14 protein-coding genes are annotated in these 15,993 nt (G+C 65.2%); 8 read left to right on the top strand and 6 right to left on the bottom strand.

All coding sequences use genetic code 11. The features are described 5' to 3' along the window. Positions 1 to 57: 57 nt before the first annotated feature. A complete protein-coding gene (locus tag CIT37_RS37550; RefSeq protein WP_038973148.1) occupies positions 58 to 1,602 on the bottom strand; it encodes a cation:proton antiporter in 1,545 nt (514 codons plus the stop codon). A gap of 125 nt (positions 1,603 to 1,727) precedes the next feature. Between CIT37_RS37550 and CIT37_RS37545 the strand changes: the two genes are divergently transcribed. The 5 genes from CIT37_RS37545 (at position 1,728) to CIT37_RS37525 (ending at position 7,666) form a co-directional block, all read left to right on the top strand. Next, on the top strand, positions 1,728 to 2,492 hold the full coding sequence (locus tag CIT37_RS37545) for a tetratricopeptide repeat protein (RefSeq protein WP_038973146.1): 765 nt from the start codon (positions 1,728 to 1,730) through the stop codon (positions 2,490 to 2,492). A gap of 185 nt (positions 2,493 to 2,677) precedes the next feature. Continuing rightward, positions 2,678 to 4,063 carry a tetratricopeptide repeat protein gene (locus CIT37_RS37540; RefSeq protein WP_095426852.1) on the top strand — a complete coding sequence of 462 codons (1,386 nt, stop codon included), beginning with the start codon at positions 2,678 to 2,680 and terminating at the stop codon, positions 4,061 to 4,063. Between the two features lie 367 nt (positions 4,064 to 4,430). Next, positions 4,431 to 6,341: a propionyl-CoA synthetase gene (locus CIT37_RS37535; RefSeq protein ID WP_028140704.1), complete on the top strand. Its 1,911-nt coding sequence runs from the start codon at positions 4,431 to 4,433 to the stop codon at positions 6,339 to 6,341. Between the two features lie 116 nt (positions 6,342 to 6,457). Beyond that, positions 6,458 to 6,727, top strand: a complete 270-nt coding sequence (locus tag CIT37_RS37530; protein WP_038948868.1) for a hypothetical protein — start codon at positions 6,458 to 6,460, stop codon at positions 6,725 to 6,727. Positions 6,728 to 6,919: 192 nt separating this feature from the next. After that, positions 6,920 to 7,666 carry an OmpW/AlkL family protein gene (locus CIT37_RS37525; RefSeq protein WP_028140702.1) on the top strand — a complete coding sequence of 249 codons (747 nt, stop codon included), beginning with the start codon at positions 6,920 to 6,922 and terminating at the stop codon, positions 7,664 to 7,666. 239 nt (positions 7,667 to 7,905) lie between these two features. On the opposite strand, the gene CIT37_RS37520 is transcribed toward CIT37_RS37525, so the two are convergent. After that, the gene (locus CIT37_RS37520; RefSeq protein WP_028140701.1) at positions 7,906 to 8,601 is read right to left on the bottom strand and encodes a DUF1013 domain-containing protein; all 696 of its coding nucleotides are present in this window, start codon (positions 8,599 to 8,601) and stop codon (positions 7,906 to 7,908) included. 243 nt (positions 8,602 to 8,844) lie between these two features. Here CIT37_RS37520 and ispH point away from each other — a divergent pair, with 243 nt between their 5' ends. The 3 genes from ispH to rnhA are packed head-to-tail and all read left to right on the top strand — an operon-like array spanning position 8,845 to position 11,264. Next, the gene (gene ispH / locus CIT37_RS37515; RefSeq protein ID WP_028140700.1) at positions 8,845 to 9,813 is read left to right on the top strand and encodes a 4-hydroxy-3-methylbut-2-enyl diphosphate reductase; all 969 of its coding nucleotides are present in this window, start codon (positions 8,845 to 8,847) and stop codon (positions 9,811 to 9,813) included. 6 nt (positions 9,814 to 9,819) lie between these two features. Further along, positions 9,820 to 10,803: a homoserine kinase gene (locus tag CIT37_RS37510; RefSeq protein ID WP_028140699.1), complete on the top strand. Its 984-nt coding sequence runs from the start codon at positions 9,820 to 9,822 to the stop codon at positions 10,801 to 10,803. Further along, a complete protein-coding gene (rnhA, locus tag CIT37_RS37505; RefSeq protein ID WP_028140698.1) occupies positions 10,800 to 11,264 on the top strand; it encodes a ribonuclease HI in 465 nt (154 codons plus the stop codon). Before CIT37_RS37510 ends, rnhA begins: the two co-directional genes overlap by 4 nt. Before the next feature lie 179 nt (positions 11,265 to 11,443). Here rnhA and CIT37_RS37500 read toward each other — a convergent pair whose 3' ends face one another. The 4 genes from CIT37_RS37500 to CIT37_RS37485 all read right to left on the bottom strand — a co-directional run bounded on the left by CIT37_RS37500 (position 11,444) and on the right by CIT37_RS37485 (position 15,969). Next, positions 11,444 to 11,929 (bottom strand): peroxiredoxin, encoded by a 486-nt coding sequence (locus CIT37_RS37500; RefSeq protein ID WP_018321314.1) that lies wholly within the window; start codon positions 11,927 to 11,929, stop codon positions 11,444 to 11,446. Positions 11,930 to 12,037: 108 nt separating this feature from the next. Then, complete coding sequence (locus CIT37_RS37495) at positions 12,038 to 12,592, bottom strand: DUF924 family protein (RefSeq protein ID WP_028140697.1); 555 nt, start codon at positions 12,590 to 12,592, stop codon at positions 12,038 to 12,040. A gap of 15 nt (positions 12,593 to 12,607) precedes the next feature. Then, positions 12,608 to 14,293, bottom strand: a complete 1,686-nt coding sequence (locus CIT37_RS37490) for a long-chain fatty acid--CoA ligase (RefSeq protein WP_028140696.1) — start codon at positions 14,291 to 14,293, stop codon at positions 12,608 to 12,610. Positions 14,294 to 14,481: 188 nt separating this feature from the next. Continuing rightward, a complete protein-coding gene (locus CIT37_RS37485) occupies positions 14,482 to 15,969 on the bottom strand; it encodes a D-alanyl-D-alanine carboxypeptidase family protein (protein WP_038948863.1) in 1,488 nt (495 codons plus the stop codon). Positions 15,970 to 15,993 lie beyond the last annotated feature (24 nt).

Genomic DNA, 15,993 nt, shown 5'->3' with positions numbered 1-15,993 from the left:
TGCGCGCGCTTGGGGCTCGCTTGTCCGGGACGACACCGAGTTTGTGGCTGCGCTACCTCATCCCCCCGCGCTCAATTCTGCGCGATCGAGCTCCTCTTCGAGCCGGTGGAAGGCATCGTCGCCGATCACTTCGGTGGCGCGGAGGTCGAAGATCGATTTGCGCGCGGCCGCGATGGCGCGGCGGCGCAGGGGATCGGCGGGCAGCTCGCCACTGGCGATGCCGCCGTTGGGATCGCTCCCGGCCTGCATCAGGATGGCGCGATATTCCAGCCGCAGGATCTCGGCCTCCTCGGACGGATCGCTCTCGATCGCATCGAGCGCGGCACGATAGGCGACGGCGCGTGCGCGCGCGACCTCGTTGCCGACGGGATCGTCGTCCTTGAGGCCGAACGCCAGGATCAGCGGCCGCAGCGTCAGGCCCTGGATCACCAGCGATCCCAGCACCACCGCAAAGGCGATGAAGACGATGAAGTCGCGATAGGGAAAATTCTCCGGCAGCGCAAAAGCTGTGGCGAGCGTGACGAGGCCGCGCATGCCGCACCAGGAGATGATGAGGCCGCCCTTGGGCGAGGCGACGGCCCTGGGGTCGTTCGGATGATAGATCCCCTGCGCGACCAGCACCCGCAAGGTCGTGCGATAGAACGTCACCCAGGCGAGGCGCACCAGGATCACCGTCAGCAGGATCCAGCCAGCGGCCACGCAATATTCCCAGCGCACGTCCGCATCCAGCCGCGTCCAGATCGGCCGCATCTGCATGCCGATCAGCATGAAGGCGAGCACGTTGAGCACGAACACCATCGTTTCCCACACCGCATAAGACGGCACCCGCAGCCGTGCTGGCATGCGCGCCCCCGCCGTGCGCGCCATGGTGATGGCGTAGACGACGATGGTGAGGATGCCGGAGAGGCCGAGATGCTCCGCGGCGATCCAGACCATGAAGGTGGTGGCGAACTGCACGATGATCGCGCTGGGTGCTTCCTTGACCCGTTCCAGGAGCAGCGGGATGATGTAGCCCGCGAGCAGGCCGGCGACGACGCTGCCGACCAGCGCGAGCGCCATCGTCGGCGCGACCTGGCTCCATGTTAGATGCTCGGTGGCGACGGCACCGACCGCGATGCGGTAGATCAGGAGCGCGCTCGCGTCGTTGAGCAGGCTCTCGCCTTCCAGGACTTTCACCATGCGGTGCGGCAGCTTGACCTGGCTCAGGATCGCGACCGCAGCGGCCGCATCGGGCGGGGCCACGATGGCACCGAGCGCGACCGCGGCGGCCCACGGCATATCGGGCATCAGCCGGTGCGCGACGAAGGCGACGCCGGCCGTGGTCAAGCCGACCGCGGCGACGACCAGGGTCGAGACCGGAACCCAATTGTTGCGCAGATCGCGCAGCGAGGTGTCGAAGGCGGCATCGAGCAGCACCGGTGCGACAAAAAGCGCCAAGGCCAGGTCCGGCTCCAGCGCCCAGGACGGACTGGACGGCGCGAAGGCGATCAGCGCGCCGCCGATCGCCAGAAAGGTCGGGTAGGGGACCTTGATCCGCCGCGCCAGCGCCGATAAGGCAACGGCGCCGAGCAGAAGCGCGATGATCCATTCGAATGTCGACACGATGATCCCCGAAGCCGGTCTGAGCGGCGCCACAAGCTAGCACCAATCCGGCCGTATGATGGATAGTACGGCCCCGAGGCAAGACGTAAGGCAAGCTACAAAGCAAGACACCGACCGCAACGAGCATGTGTTTTCAAAGACTCATTCAACTGTCAGGTGCCGTATTGTTTTGCGCGCTGTCGCTGAATGCCGCCCGGGCTGCGACCGGCGGCGAACCGGCTGCGGTGATACAGGTCGATGTCGCCTCATGCCTCGCGGCGACCGCGGCAGACGATGTGGACAAGGCTGCCACGGCCTGCGCCGGCGTGATCGACAATGAGAAGACGGCGAAGGGGGATCTGATCAAGGCGCTGATCGCGCGCGCGGCGCTCTATGCGCGGCACGACCAGGTCGACCGCGCCATCGCCGACGACAGCCGCGCTCTTTCGCTCGACCCTGCGCTCGCCGACATCTGGAACGCTCGCGGTGAGCTCTGGCTGAGGAAGGGCGACAAGCCCAAGGCGGTGCAGGATTTCGGCGCGGCGCTCAAGATCGACCCGAACCACGAGAAGGCCAAGGCCAATCACAAGGCAATGGCGCGCGAGCTGGAGCGGATCGGCGCGCAGATGGCGGTCGCCGGCAAGCCCAGCTTCAACTGCAGGCGTGCGGCCCGTGCCGTGGAGAAGGCGATCTGCGGCAACCGCGAACTCGCCGATCTCGACCGCGAGATCTTTGCATCGAATGCCCGGGTGATCCGGGAGGCGCGCAATCCGGCGGAAGCGAAGAACCTCCAGCGCGAGCAGGATGAGTTCATCGCCCGCCGCAATGCCGGGTACGGCCGGGCGGGGTATGATCTGAAGAAGGCGATGCAGGAGCGCTTGCTGCGACTCAACGGGGTAGACGGATATTAGGCCCGTTGCTGCACGAGAGCTCGTCATGCCCGGGCTTGTCCCGGGCATCCACGTTCTTTGTGCCGCGCGTGAGACCTGGATGGCCGGGACAAGCTCGGCCATGACGGCGTAGACAGAGCCGACTTGAACCCATTTCTTCCCTGCCGCGACAACGGTGAGAACCCGACGTCACGGAGCACTCTGCCATGTGCGGCACGCATCCTTCCGCGCAAGCGCTTTCGCTTGCCAAAATCTCGCTTCGCGCTTTTCTTCTCGGGGCGGCGATGAGCCTCGTCCTTGCAGCCCCCGCCTCGGCGGGCGCCGATTGCGTGATGGGCAGCAAGGCTGTTCCCGTGGAGCTGATCCCGGCGTGCACCGTCATCATCGACCAGGGCGCAAGTCCCGCGTCCGACCGCGCCGCGGCGCTGCTGGTTCGCGCCGACGCCAATGCCCGGACTTCTGGCGGCCTCACGCAAGCCCTGCGGGACATCGACCGCGCCATCGCAATCGACGGCAAGAATGCAAAGGCCTGGCGCCTGCGCGGCGACCTCTTGCGCGAGGCCGACGGGGATCTCAACCGCGCGGCGGCGGATCTGAGCAAGGCGATCGAGCTCGATCCGCAGGATGCGGAGGCTTACGAGTTGCGCGGTGTCGTGTACACCACCCAGCGCAGGCTTGATCGTGCGCTCGCCGATTACGACCAGGCCATCAAGCTGAAGCCGGATGATGCACAGGCATGGTCCGACCGCGGCGTGAACTACTATCTCGGCGGCGACAACGAGAAGGCGATCAAGGATCTCAGCGAGGCGCTGCGGCTCGATCCCAACCGTCCGCGCACCTACACCAACCGCGGCGCCGCTTACAAGAAGCTCGGCCAGCTCGACAAGGCGGTGGCCGACGACGGCGAAGCGATCAGGCTCGATCCGAAGGTGCCCGAATATTTTGACAATCGCGGGCTCACCTATGCTGCCATGAAAGAGTACGACAAGGCGATCGCCGATTACGATCAGGCGCTGCGCCTCGCGCCCCGGCCGAACTTCTTCACCAACCGCGGCGATTCCTACCAGTTCAAGGGTGAGTTCGGAGCCGCGCTCGGTGACTACGAGGCTGCGCTGAAGATCGATCCGAATTTCGCGCTGACCTACAACAACCGCGCCGTGCTGTACAAGAAGATGGGCGAGCGCAGGAAGGCGCTGGCCGATTACGAGACGGCGCTCAAGCTCGATCCCGGCAACGAGAACGCTGCCAACGGCCGCCGCAGCATGATCGCGGAGATCGCGAAATTCGGCGATGAGCCGCCGCGGGCGCTGAATGCGGCGTCCGGCAATGGTCCGTCCTTCGCATGCGCGAGCGCGAAGCGCGAGGTCGAGAAGGTGATCTGCGCCGATCCGCAGTTGGGCGCGCTCGACCGCCAGATCGCCGAGACCTATGAGCGCGTGCTGAAATCGGCGGGCAAGCGCTCGGCTGGCGAGCTGCGCAAGACCCAGCGCGATTTCCTTAGCCTCCGCAACGCCAGCTTCGGCCGGCCGGGCTATGATCTGAGGAAGGTCATGCAGGAGCGGTTGCAGAAGCTGAACGCGACGGAGAGCTGAGGCGGGCTCTTCGCCTCTCCCTGCCGTGAGCGGCAGGGCAATTGAACATCTAGCAGAGGTCGTCATGCCCGGGCTTGTCCCGGGCATCCACGTTCTCCGTGCGTTATGGAAAGGCGTGGATGGCCGGGACAAGCCCGGCCATGACGATGTGGGTACTGTCGTGCCCCCCTAGCCCATACCCCATATGCGATAGCCCTGCCGCAAGCGGGGAGAGGGAGAGATAACCCATCCTTTTCAGCTTGAACCGCGGCCCGTTCCCGGGAAAATACCTCTCAAACAAGGCCGACACTTGATCCGGGTCATGGCGGGGCGACCGCCGCGCCGCAAGGTTCGAGGTCAGGCCGATAAAGGTAACGGGAGCGCGGGAATGAACATCCAGGGCAAGAGCAGTTATCACGAGGTCCATGCGCGCTCGCTGGCCGATCCCGAAGGCTTCTGGGCCGAGGCCGCGAAAGAGATCGACTGGATCGAGCCGCCGAAGACCATCTTCGACCCCTCGCAAGGGACCTACGGCCGCTGGTTCGCCGGCGGCGTCGTCAATACCTGCTACAACGCGCTCGACCGCCATGTCGAAGGCGGGCGCGCCGACCAGGTCGCGCTGATCCACGATTCGCCGCTCACGGGCAGCGTCACCAAGCTCACCTATGCCGAACTGCTGAACGAGGTGCAGGCGCTTGGCGCCATCATGCAGGATTTCGGCGTCGCCAAGGGCGACCGCGTCATCCTCTATATGCCGATGGTGCCGGAGGCCGTGGTCGCGATGCTCGCCTGCGCGCGGATCGGCGCGGTGCACTCCGTGGTGTTCGGCGGCTTTGCAGCCAAGGAGCTCGCCACCCGCATCGACGACGCGCAGCCGAAACTCATTCTCTCCGCAAGCTGCGGGATCGAGCCCGGCCGCATCGTGCAGTACAAGCCGCTGCTCGACGAGGCGATCAGGCTTGCCGGCAGCAAGCCGAAGGCCTGCATCGTGCTGCAACGCCCGCAGCTCACTTGCGACCTGGCCCCGGGACGGGACTACGATTGGGCGAGCCTGCGCCGCAAGGCGATGAACGACGGCAAGAAGGCGCCCTGCGCGGCTGTTGCCGCGACCGATCCGCTCTACATCCTCTACACCTCGGGCACCACGGGTATCCCGAAGGGCGTCGTGCGCGACAATGGCGGCCATCTCGTCGCGGTGAAATGGTCGATGTTCAACCTCTATGGCGTCAAGCCGGGCGAGGTGTGGTGGTGCGGCTCCGACATCGGCTGGGTGGTCGGCCACAGCTACATCGTCTACGGGCCGCTGCTGCACGGCGCGACGACGATCATGTATGAGGGCAAGCCGGTCGGCACGCCCGACGCCGGCGCATTCTGGCGCGTGATCGCCGAGCACAAGGCGGTCGCGTTCTTCACTGCGCCGACCGCGTTCCGCGCGATCCGGAAAGACGATCCGGAAGGAAAGTTCATCCGGCAATACGACCTGTCGAAGTTCCGCACGCTGTTCCTCGCCGGCGAGCGTGCCGATCCGCCGACGGTCGAATGGGCGGAGCAGCAGCTGAAGGTGCCGGTGATCGACCATTGGTGGCAGACCGAGACCGGCTGGTGCATCGCCGGCAACCCGGTCGGGCTCGGCATGCTGCCGGTGAAGCACGGCTCGCCGACGGTGCCGATGCCGGGCTACCAGGTCGACGTGGTCGACGAGGCGGCAAAGCCGGTCGGGCCCAACACCATGGGCTCGATCGTCATCAAGCTGCCGATGCCGCCGGGCTGCCTGCCGACCCTGTGGAATCAGGATGCACGCTTCAGGGAGGCTTATCTCAGCGAATTCCCCGGCTATTACAAGACCTCGGATGCCGGCTACAAGGACGAGGACGGCTATGTCTTCGTCATGGGCCGCACCGACGACATCATCAACGTCGCCGGCCATCGGCTCTCCACCGGCGGCATGGAGGAGATCCTGGCCTCGCATCCCGATGTTGCCGAATGTGCCGTGCTCGGCGTCAAGGACGCGATCAAGGGCGAGGTGCCCTGCGGCTTCCTGGTGCTCAAGGCCGGCGTGAAGCGTGCGCCCGCCGAGATCGAGAAGGAGATCGTCGCGCTGGTGCGCGACAAGCTCGGCCCGGTCGCCGCCTTCAAGCTCGCGATCACCGTCGGCCGCCTGCCCAAGACACGCTCCGGCAAGATTCTGCGCGGCACCATCAAGAAGATCGCCGACGGCGAGTCCTGGACCATGCCGGCGACGATCGAGGATCCCAAGACGCTCGACGAGATCGGGGAGGCGCTGAAGGGGCGGGTGTGAGGCGAAGCTGGTCTGTCATTCCGGGTTCGATGCTCGCATCGCCCGGTATGACGGTGTTGCCGACTTACAATCTCCTCATTCCGCGCTAAACAGGGCCGGCCAATAGGGGACCTCGTATGCCATTCGCCGCCGCGCCGCGCCTGCTTGCAGCTGTGCTGCTTGCCATCGCTCTTTCCGCCTGCTCCGCGCGCTACCAGACGCCGGTAGCGGTGGGCGGCGACGATGACGATGCGGTCTGCCTGAGCCGGGGCAATGCGCAGGGATCGCCGGAATACGTGGCCTGCCGCAAGGATCGCGACGTTCAGCGCAACGCCGCCACCGCCCGTGCAGATCGCCGCCAGCGCGACCTCGGCGAATACATGCTGAACCATCCCGAGCGGCCCTGATGTGAGGTGCGGCATTATCCTGCCGCGCCGCGCACCCCGCATTCGTGATTTCCGTGACAGATCTGCAACGCCGTGGCCAAATCGTGGCTGCGTCTGGCTGAATTGATCGAAGTCAAATCCTTCGGCGCCCCCCTTCTGCTCTGACGCTCATGTCGCGCAACGACGCGCGAGTGAAGGCTGAAGGGGATTGAAATGCAGAGAACGACAAGAAACCTGGCGCGGCTTGCGACGGTTGGCGCGATGCTCGCGGGCACGTTTGCATCGGTGCAGGCTGCCGATTTGCCGGTTTACAAGAAGGCGCCGCCGCCGGTGGAGGCGTTCAATCCGTGGATGGTGCGTCTGCGCGTGCTCGGCGTGTTGCCGGATGCCGGCGGCTCGACCGTCAATGTGGCGGGCGTGCCCTCGCTGTCCTCGCCGAACTCCGGCCTTTCGATCAGCGATCAGGTCGTCCCCGAGCTCGACATCAGCTACTTCTTCACCAAGAACATCGCCGCGGAGCTGATCCTCGGCGTGACCCGGCACTCGATCAGCGGCACCGGCTCGCTCGCGAACCTGCCGATCGGCAAGACCACGCTGCTGCCGCCGACGCTGACGCTGCAATATCACTTCGACCAGTTCGGCGCTTTCAAGCCGTATGTTGGCGCCGGTGTGAACTACACCGTGTTCTTCAACAATTCCGCGGCCAATTCGCCTGCCGCAATCGCCGGTCCGCCCGCGATCGTCGCCACCACCACCAACCTGCATGTCAGCAACGCCTGGGGCGGCGCCGTGCAGTTCGGCTTCGACTACATGATCGACCGGCACTGGGGTCTCAACGTCGACGTCAAGAAGCTCTGGCTGCGTCCGGACTACAGCGCCACCGTCTCCGGCCTGCCGGTCACCGGCACCGCGCATATCGATCCGTGGCTGGTCGGCGCCGGCGTGACGTACAAGTTCTGAGGAGCGCTCGCGTAGAGCAACGAATTCCGCTGTCGTCCCGGCGAACGCCGGGACCCATACCGCGGAAGCTATCGATAGAAAGCGCAGTACCGAACGACGAGTCTTCGCCAAACCTCTCCCTGGGGTTATGGGTCCCCGCGTTCGCGGGGACGACCACCGGGAGAGGGGGAAAACAAAAGCGCGGCAGGTTTCCTGCCGCGCTTTTTGCGTTTTAAGCGAACGGAAGAGAGGGAGAGGAACTACTCTTCCTCGTCTTCCTGCTTCTTGCCGCCGAGCGTCTTCAGCTTGGCGAACACGGCGTCGAGGTTGAGGTCGTCGTTCGATCGCTCGGCCGGCTCGAACTCGTCCTTCTTGGTGGTCTCGGAGGCCGGCAGCAGCGTGGCACCGCCATAGGCTGCGTCGATCGGCTTCTCCTTGGCCGCGCGCGCCACCTCGAAATCGAGCTCGATCTGCGAGCAGAGGCCGAGGGTGACGGGGTCGATCGGGGTCAGCTGGGAGGTGTTCCAGTGGGTTCGGTCCCGCACGCTCGCGATGGTGCTCTTGGTGGTGCCGACCAGGCGCATGATCTGGGCGTCCTTGAGCTCGGCATGGTTGCGCAGCAGCCAGAGGATGGCGCTCGGACGTTCGTGGCGGCGCGAGACCGGGGTGTAGCGCGGGCCCTTGCGCTTGGGCTGGGGCGGCAGCACCACCTTGCTCTCCTGGAGGCGGAGCCGATAATCCGGATTCCTCTCGCCCTTCTCGATCTCCTCGCGGGTCAGCTGGCCGTTGGAGAGGGGATCCATGCCCTTGATGCCCTGGGCAGCATCGCCGTCGGCGATTGCGCGCACCTCGAGGGGATGCATCTTGGTGAAATCGGCGACCTGGTCGAAGGTCAGCGCGGTGTTGTCGAGCAGCCAGACGGCGGTCGCCTTGGGCATCAGAGGTGCGTTGCTCATGGCAAATCTCCTTTGTGCTTCGCCCACCCCTCTGGAGGCGAAACCGGTGGTCATCAGCGATGACTGGGAATTCGCGCTATATAAGCCCGGAGGGGGTAGCCACGCAATGGTTCTGCTATAGATAGTGCCTTGACAGCGCCCGAAAGGGGGCCCAATTCCCTGTAAGCCCGTACCCAAGCCCTATTCCATCCATCGACCGCTTCCCGCCCATTTGGCGAGGTGATTCGGTCCCGAGATCGCTCAATGTCAGCCAAACCAGACCTCAAGATCGTGCTTTGTTCTCCCCGTGGCTTCTGCGCCGGGGTGGTCCGGGCGATCGACACCGTGGAACGGGCGCTCGATAAGTACGGCGCCCCCGTCTATGTTCGCCATGAGATTGTGCACAACAAGTATGTCGTCGACGGGTTGAAGAAGAAGGGCGCCATCTTCGTCGAGGAGCTGGCCGAAATCCCTGAAAACACCAGCGCGCCGGTGGTGTTCTCGGCCCATGGCGTGCCGAAATCGGTTCCGGCCGACGCCCAGTCCCGCAATCTGTTCTCGCTGGATGCGACCTGCCCGCTGGTGACCAAGGTGCACCGCGAGGCCGCGATCCACTTCAAGCGTGGCCGCGAGATCTTCCTGATCGGCCACTCCCATCACCCCGAAGTGGTCGGCACGCTCGGCCAGCTTCCGACCGGCGCCGTGACCCTGATCGAGACCGCCGAGGACGCCAAGACCATCTCCCCGAAGGACCCCAACAACCTCGCCTTCGTGACCCAGACCACGCTGTCGATCGACGACACCGCGGAGATCGTGGCGCTGCTGAAGGAGCGCTTCCCGAACATCAACGGGCCGCACAAGGAAGACATCTGCTACGCCACCACCAACCGCCAGCTCGCGGTGAAGAAGGTGGCGCCGGTGGTCGACGCGCTCATCGTCGTCGGTGCCCCCAATTCGTCGAACTCGCAGCGCCTGCGCGAGGTCGCCGAGCGCGAGGGCTGCGGGATTGCGGTGCTGGCGCAGCGTGCCACTGACATCGACTGGGACAAGTTCGGCAACATCAAGAGCCTCGGCATCACCGCGGGCGCGTCCGCGCCGGAAGTGATCGTCGAGGAGATCATGGACGCCTTCGCCGAGCGCTACACGCTGCATGTGGAGACGGTCTCGGCCGCGGAGGAGAACGAGTTCTTCCCGCTGCCGCGTCAGGTGCGCCCCGAAGCCGCCGCCGAGTAGACCTTTATGGCGGTCTACACCGACGTTGCCGCCGACGAGCTTGCGGATTTCCTGAAGCAATACGAGCTCGGCGAATTGCTCTCCTACAAGGGCATCGCCGAGGGCGTCGAGAATACCAACTTCCTGCTGCATACGACCGAGGGCTCGTTCATCCTCACGCTCTACGAGAAGCGCGTGGCGAAGAACGATTTGCCGTTCTTCCTCGCCCTGATGACGCATCTGGCCGAGCACGGCATCAACTGCCCGCTGCCGGTGAAGGGAAGAGACGGCGAGGCGTTGCGCGAGCTGTCGGGGCGTCCCGCGGCGATCATCACCTTTCTCGAAGGCATGTGGCCGCGCAAGCCGAACGTGGCCCATTGCGCCGGTGTCGGCGGGGCGCTGGCGAAGATGCATCTGGCCGGCGCGAATTTTGCGGTTCGGCGCGCCAATGCGCTGTCGGTCGCGGGCTGGCGGCCCCTGTTCGATGCGGCTTCGAACCGCGCCGACGAGGTGCAGCCGGGCCTGCGCGCTTTCCTGGCGACCGAGCTCGACCATCTCTCGAGCGGGATCTGGCCGGGCGATCTGCCGGAGGGCGTGATCCACGCCGACCTCTTCAACGACAACGTCTTCTTCCTCGGCGACCAGCTCTCGGGGATCATCGACTTCACCTTCGCCTGCAACGACATGCTGGCCTATGACGTCGCGATCTGCCTCAACGCCTGGTGCTTCGAGCCGGATCATTCCTTCAACGTCACCAAGGCGCGCGCCTTCCTCAATGCTTATGGCCGCGTGCGAAAGCTGAGCGAGGCCGAAGAGGCCGCACTGCCGCTGCTGGCGCGGGGTGCTGCGATCCGCTTCCTGCTGACGCGGCTGGTCGACTGGCTCAACGTCCCCGAAGGCGCGCTGGTCAAGCCGAAGGATCCGCTGGAATATGTCCGCAAGCTGCGCTTCCACCAGAGCGTGACGAGCGTACGCGATTACGGGCTGATGCCGTCAGGATTGGTCGCGTGAGCGAGCTTCCCAATGTCACGATCTATACCGATGGCGCCTGCTCGGGAAATCCCGGGCCGGGCGGCTGGGGCGCGATCCTGAAGTTCGGCGACAAGGAAAAAGAGTTGAACGGCGGCGAGCGCCATACCACCAACAACCAGATGGAGCTGATGGCGGCGATCTCGGCGCTCGAAGCGCTGAAGAAGCCGTGCACGGTCGATCTCTACACCGACAGCCAGTATGTCAGGCAGGGCATCACCGGCTGGATTCATGGCTGGAAGCGCAACGGCTGGCGCACCGCCGACAAGAAGCCGGTGAAGAATGTCGAGCTATGGCAGCGCCTGGATGCCGCGCTGAAGGCGCACGAGGTCCGCTGGCATTGGGTCAAAGGCCATGCCGGGCATCCAGAGAACGAGCGTGCCGATCAGCTGGCGCGGGACGGGATCGTGAAGGCTAGGTTGCAGCAGAGGCTGGCGGAGTAGGGGGCTGCCGGCGCTCCACTCACTGCCGTCATCCCGGCGAAAGCCGGGATCCATACCCACCGGGTCGAGTTTGGCGAAGACTCGTGGTGACCAGCTCGCTCCGCTACTCCACCCTGAGAGTATGGGTCCCGGCGTTCGCCGGGACGACACCGAGTGATTGGCTGAAAGCGGTGGCCGCCTTACAGCTGCCCGAGCAGCGTATCGCCGCCGGAGACCTCGACCTTGCCGGGCATCGCCTCGAGGTTCAGCTTCTTCACCACGCCGTCCTCGACCAGCATCGAATAGCGCTTGGAGCGGATGCCGAGGCCGTTGGCGGAGGCGTCCAGCTCCATGCCGATCGCCTTGGTGAAATCGGCATTGCCGTCGGCGAGGAAGATAGCCTCGTCGCGCTGGTCGGTGTCGCGCTTCCAGGCGTTCATGACGAAGGCGTCGTTGACGGACACGATGGCGATGCTGTCGACGCCCTTGTCCTTCAGGGCATAGGCGTTGAGGAAGATGCTCGGCAGATGCATCTTGTGGCAGGTGCCGGTATAGGCGCCGGGCACCGCGAACAGCGCCACCTTCTTGCCCTTGAAGATATCGTCGGTGGTCTTCACCTGCGGGCCTTCCGCCGTCATCACGCGGAATTTCGCCTCGGGCAGCTTGTCGCCAGTCTGGATCGCCATTGTCGGTCTCCCTGAATATCGATCCCGCTTATTAGACCGTGCCGCGGGCCTGCACAATATTGCTGGCGGGCGAAGCGGTGAGGGTGGGGCCCCTTCACCGTGATGTCATCAACCGGCGAAGCCGCCCTTGTCGAGGAAGGCCTGCTCTTCCTCGGTGCTGTCGCGGCCGAGCAGGTGGTTGCGGTGGGGAAACCGGCCGAACCGCTGGATGATGTCGGCGTGCTCCCGGGCGTATTTCAGGTTTTCGGCATTCTCGGTGTTCTGAAACAGCGCGACGCAGTGCAGCTGGTCGGGCAGGTGCTCCGAATGCATGAAGGGCAAATAAAGGAATTCGAGCAGGACCGGATCGACCCTGGCATCGACACCGCGATCGATCGCCCGGCGGGCGACGTCGCGCGCCAGCGCATCGCTGGCAAAGGCCTGGGGCGTGCCGCGGAACATGTTGCGGGGGAATTGGTCGAGTACGATGACCAGCGCGAGTGCGCCGTCATCGCTTGCCTCCCATGAAGCGATCTCGCCGGCGACCGCCTTCTGCCACAAAGCAAGGAAGCGGCGCCTGACTTCCGCGTCGAAAGCGTCGCTGCGCTCGTACCAGCGCTCGCGGCCGGCCTCGCGCCAGAAGGCGAGAATGCCCGATGGCGTGATATCGCCGACCGCGGTCATGAATCGGCGACGCGCTTACGCCGCCTGAGCCTTCTTCTCGTCGCGCAGTTCGCGTCGCAGGATCTTGCCGACATTGGTCTTGGGCAGGTCGCTCCGGAATTCGATGTGCTTGGGCACCTTGTAGCCGGTGAGCTGCTCGTGACAGAATTTGATCACCGCCTCAGCGGTGAGGTTCTGATCCTTCTTCACCACGAAAGCCTTCACCGCTTCGCCCGACTTGGAATCGGGGATGCCGATCACGGCGCATTCGAGCACGCCCGGATGACTCGCGATCACTTCCTCGATCTCGTTCGGATAGACGTTGAAGCCGGAGACCAGGATCATGTCCTTCTTGCGGTCGACGATCTTGGTGTAGCCCTTCTCGTCCATGATGCCGATGTCGCCGGTGCGGAAATAGCCGTCCGCGGTCATCACCTTGGCGGTCTCCTCGGGCCTGTTCCAGTAGCCCGACATCACCTGCGGACCCTTGGCGCAGATCTCGCCCGCCTGGCCGAGCGGCACCTCGTTGCCGTCGTCGTCGCGGATCGAGATGTAGGTCGACGGCACGGGAATGCCGATCGTCCCGGTGAACTCGGTTGCCGTTGCCGGATTGCAGGTCAGCGTCGGCGAAGTCTCCGACAGGCCGTAACCCTCGGCGATGAAGCAGCCGGTGATCGCCTTCCATTGATCGGCCACGGGGCGCTGCACCGCCATGCCGCCGCCGTTGGAGATCTTCAGCTTGGAGAAGTCGAGCTTCTTGAAATCAGGGTGGTGCATCAGGCCGTTGTAGAGCGTGTTCACGGCCGGGAAGCTGTTGACCTGGTATTTCGCCAGCTCCTTGACGAAGCCGGCGATGTCGCGCGGGTTGGGGATCAGGAGATTGCAGCCGCCGGCGCGCACCGCGAGCAGGTAGCAGGCCGTCAGCGCGAAGATGTGATAGAGCGGCAGCGCGCAGACGATCATGAGCTGGTCGACATGCGGCGGCGCGGCGAGCGCCGGCTGGAGCCAGGCGTCGTTCTGCAGGACGTTGGCGACGATGTTGCGGTGGAGCAGGGTGGCGCCCTTGGAGACGCCGGTGGTGCCGCCGGTATATTGCAGGAAGGCGACGTCGCCCGGCGAGAGTTTTGGCTTGTTGAAGGTCATGCCGCGGCCGGCCGACAGCGCATCGTTGAAGGAGATCGAGCCCGGCAGCGACCATGCCGGTACCATCTTCTTGACGCGGCGGACGACGAGATTGACGATCACGCCCTTGAAGCCGAGCAGGTCGCCCATGCTGCCGACGATCACGTGCTTGACCTGCGTCCTGGCGATCACCTGCTCGACGGTGTGGGCGAAGTTCTCCAGCACGATGATGGCTTCGGCGCCGGAATCCTTGAGCTGGTGCTCGAGCTCGCGCGGGGTGTAGAGCGGATTGACATTGACCACCGCGAAACCGGCGCGCAGCGCGGCGGCGGTCGCGATCGGATATTGCAGCACGTTCGGCATCATGATGGCGATGCGGGCGCCGCGCTGCAGCCCGCGGCCCTGCAAATAGGCGGCGAGCGCGACCGACATCTGGTCGAGGTCGCGATAGCTGATGGACTTGTCCATGCAGATGAACGCCTTGCGGTCGGCGAACTTGGTGAAGCTCTCTTCAAGAAGATCGACCAGCGATGCGTATTGGGTCGGCTCGATATCGGCGGGCACGCCGGGCGGATATTGCTTGAGCCAGATGCGCTCCATGGAAAACTCCCCTCATCTACCAGAGCCCGCTGTGTCTCGGGCTTGCCTCATTGCTGCCAGTATCGAGCCTGCCGGAACGGGTGGCAAGTCGTCGAGGCTTAAGACATCGGTCAGGGAGTGGCTACCGGAATCGTCGAGTTATCGCGCTGCCGCAGGTGCGAAGCGCGGGGTCCCGGCTCGGCGCGCCGTTAACTGTTGTTGGCCGGCTTGGCGGCGGGCTTTGTCGCGGCCTTGGGCTTGGCGGGCTTCGGATCGCTGCTAGCCGCGGGCTTCTCGGCGGGTTTTGCCGCCGCGTCGTGCTTGGCGGCAGCATGCTTGGGCGCCGCCGGCTTCGCCGCGGTCTTCGCGTCGCTCTTATCGTTGCCCTTGGCCTCAGCCGGCTTGGCGACAGGCTTCACGGCCGCTGTCTTGGTGTCCTTGGCGGCGTCCTTGCCCGCGTCTTTCGGCTTGTCGGCCGCGTCAGGCTTCTTGGCCACGCGCGACTTCTTGCCACGCGGCTTTGACGCGGCCTGCTGGTCGGCATCGGCCGCGACCGCCGCGATCAGGGCGGTGCCGGTGCGGGTCGGGCCGGTATAGACCAGCACGGGCTCGGCCGCCGCGGGAGCCGAGGCCATCAGCTCGGAGGCCTTCATCAGGGGCGGCTGGAGGCCGGCGGTGAAGAAGGTCACCTGGGCTTCGCCGCCGGTGGCCGAGGCCGATCCGCTGGTGCCGCCATTGGCCGCAATCAGCGCATCGTCGTCGTCGCTGGCCGGCCGCTTGCGATGGCCGCCGCACATCTCGTCGCGCAGGTTCGGCGGCGAGGCATCGACCGGCACGAGGTTATCGACCGTGCCGAGCGAGGGGCGCAGCCACGTCAGATTGTCCTGGCTGAAGCCGCGCTCCAGCAGCTGCGCCGCCTTCACCGCGCGCGCGGTGCCGGAATTGGCGCCGAGCACCACCGCGATCAGCCGGCGCCCGTTGCGGGTGGCCGAGGCGACGAGGTTGTAGCCGGAGGCGCAGATGAAGCCGGTCTTGAAACCGTCGGCGCCGGGATAGCGGCCGATCAGCTTGTTGAAATTGCCGGTGGTTCGCTTGCCGAAGCGGATCGCCGGGATGTGCACGAAGTATTCGTATTCCGGCAGGTCGCGCAGGAACGAGCGCGCGAGGATGCCGAGGTCGCGCGCCGACGTGATCTGGCCGTCGGCGGGCAGGCCGTTCGGATTGACGTAGCTGGTCTGCGTCATGCCGAGCTTCTTCGCGGTATCGTTCATCATCGCGGAGAAACCGTCGATCGAACCGCCGACGCCTTCGGCGAGCACCACGGCCATGTCGTTCGCCGACTTGACCATCATCATCTTCAACGCGTTGTCGACGGTGAGCTGCGTTCCCGGACGGAACCCCATCTTCGAGGGTGATTGCGAGGCCGCCGTCGGCGAAACCGTGAGCAGTGTGTCGAGCGTCAGCCTGCCGTCCTTGACCGCCCTCAACGTCACATAGGCTGTCATGATCTTGGTGACGGAGGCCGGATACCAGGGAATGGTCGCGTTATCGGCCTGCAACACCTTACCGGTGTCGGCCTCGATCAGCAGCAGCGCTTCGGCGCTCGCCCCGCGCGGCGCGAGCAGCGCGGCACATGCGAGCGTGGCAGCGAACAGGTTGAACAGCGATTTGCGAAGCAGCGGGCGTAGGGCGTGCACTATCCGATTCCGGTCCTTGGAGAC

It is taken from the genome of Bradyrhizobium ottawaense, assembly GCF_002278135.3.
In the GTDB taxonomy this organism is placed as follows: domain Bacteria; phylum Pseudomonadota; class Alphaproteobacteria; order Rhizobiales; family Xanthobacteraceae; genus Bradyrhizobium; species Bradyrhizobium ottawaense.
The sequence above is the reverse complement of the archived record's forward strand: the minus strand, read 5'-3'. Positions and strand labels throughout refer to the sequence as shown.

What these genes read in the sequence shown, in the direction of transcription:
- CIT37_RS37545 (WP_038973146.1), top strand. Translation starts at nt 1,728, where the DNA reads ATGTGTTTTCAAAGACTCATTCAACTGTCAGGTGCCGTATTGTTTTGC.
- CIT37_RS37540 (WP_095426852.1), top strand. Translation starts at nt 2,678, where the DNA reads ATGTGCGGCACGCATCCTTCCGCGCAAGCGCTTTCGCTTGCCAAAATC.
- CIT37_RS37535 (WP_028140704.1), top strand. Translation starts at nt 4,431, where the DNA reads ATGAACATCCAGGGCAAGAGCAGTTATCACGAGGTCCATGCGCGCTCG.
- CIT37_RS37530 (WP_038948868.1), top strand. Translation starts at nt 6,458, where the DNA reads ATGCCATTCGCCGCCGCGCCGCGCCTGCTTGCAGCTGTGCTGCTTGCC.
- CIT37_RS37525 (WP_028140702.1), top strand. Translation starts at nt 6,920, where the DNA reads ATGCAGAGAACGACAAGAAACCTGGCGCGGCTTGCGACGGTTGGCGCG.
- CIT37_RS37520 (WP_028140701.1), bottom strand. Translation starts at nt 8,601, where the DNA reads ATGAGCAACGCACCTCTGATGCCCAAGGCGACCGCCGTCTGGCTGCTC.
- ispH (WP_028140700.1), top strand. Translation starts at nt 8,845, where the DNA reads ATGTCAGCCAAACCAGACCTCAAGATCGTGCTTTGTTCTCCCCGTGGC.
- CIT37_RS37510 (WP_028140699.1), top strand. Translation starts at nt 9,820, where the DNA reads ATGGCGGTCTACACCGACGTTGCCGCCGACGAGCTTGCGGATTTCCTG.
- CIT37_RS37500 (WP_018321314.1), bottom strand. Translation starts at nt 11,929, where the DNA reads ATGGCGATCCAGACTGGCGACAAGCTGCCCGAGGCGAAATTCCGCGTG.
- CIT37_RS37495 (WP_028140697.1), bottom strand. Translation starts at nt 12,592, where the DNA reads ATGACCGCGGTCGGCGATATCACGCCATCGGGCATTCTCGCCTTCTGG.
- CIT37_RS37490 (WP_028140696.1), bottom strand. Translation starts at nt 14,293, where the DNA reads ATGGAGCGCATCTGGCTCAAGCAATATCCGCCCGGCGTGCCCGCCGAT.